The sequence below is a fragment of the Pseudomonas sp. 2822-17 genome (genome assembly GCF_002742485.1).
GTDB classification, from domain to species: domain Bacteria; phylum Pseudomonadota; class Gammaproteobacteria; order Pseudomonadales; family Pseudomonadaceae; genus Aquipseudomonas; species Aquipseudomonas cyclaminis.
This window is the reverse complement of the sequence record NZ_LJRZ01000644.1, coordinates 1-285: the sequence shown is the minus strand read 5'-3', so window position 1 is coordinate 285 and position 285 is coordinate 1. Positions and strand designations below refer to the sequence as shown.

The 285-nt window shown below is 44.2% G+C and carries 1 protein-coding gene; it reads left to right on the top strand.

Going from position 1 to position 285, the window contains the following annotated elements; genetic code table 11:
• On the top strand, positions 1-285 hold a 285-nt coding region (locus tag AOA60_RS23700), incomplete at both ends, for a CdaR family protein (RefSeq protein WP_218240791.1).

Below are 285 nucleotides of genomic sequence, written 5' to 3'. Positions count from 1 at the left end.
GTACACTACGAGCGGGTTCAATACGCAGGGTTCCCTAACGACGTTGAGGTAAGTGTTAACCCTACAACAGTTCGCGTATCGATACAGGAACAACAAACTGTTTCGTTCCCAGTGGAAGTGGAACTGATAAATCAAGGGCAGATTGAAGAAGGTTATACTGTTGGTGCACCATACACGACGCCATCTAATGTAGATATAACTGCAGCTAGTGGAATAATAGAACAAATAGGTAGTTTACGAGCAGTAGTGGATGTTGCCGAGAGAAACCAAACCTTCCAGGAAGTA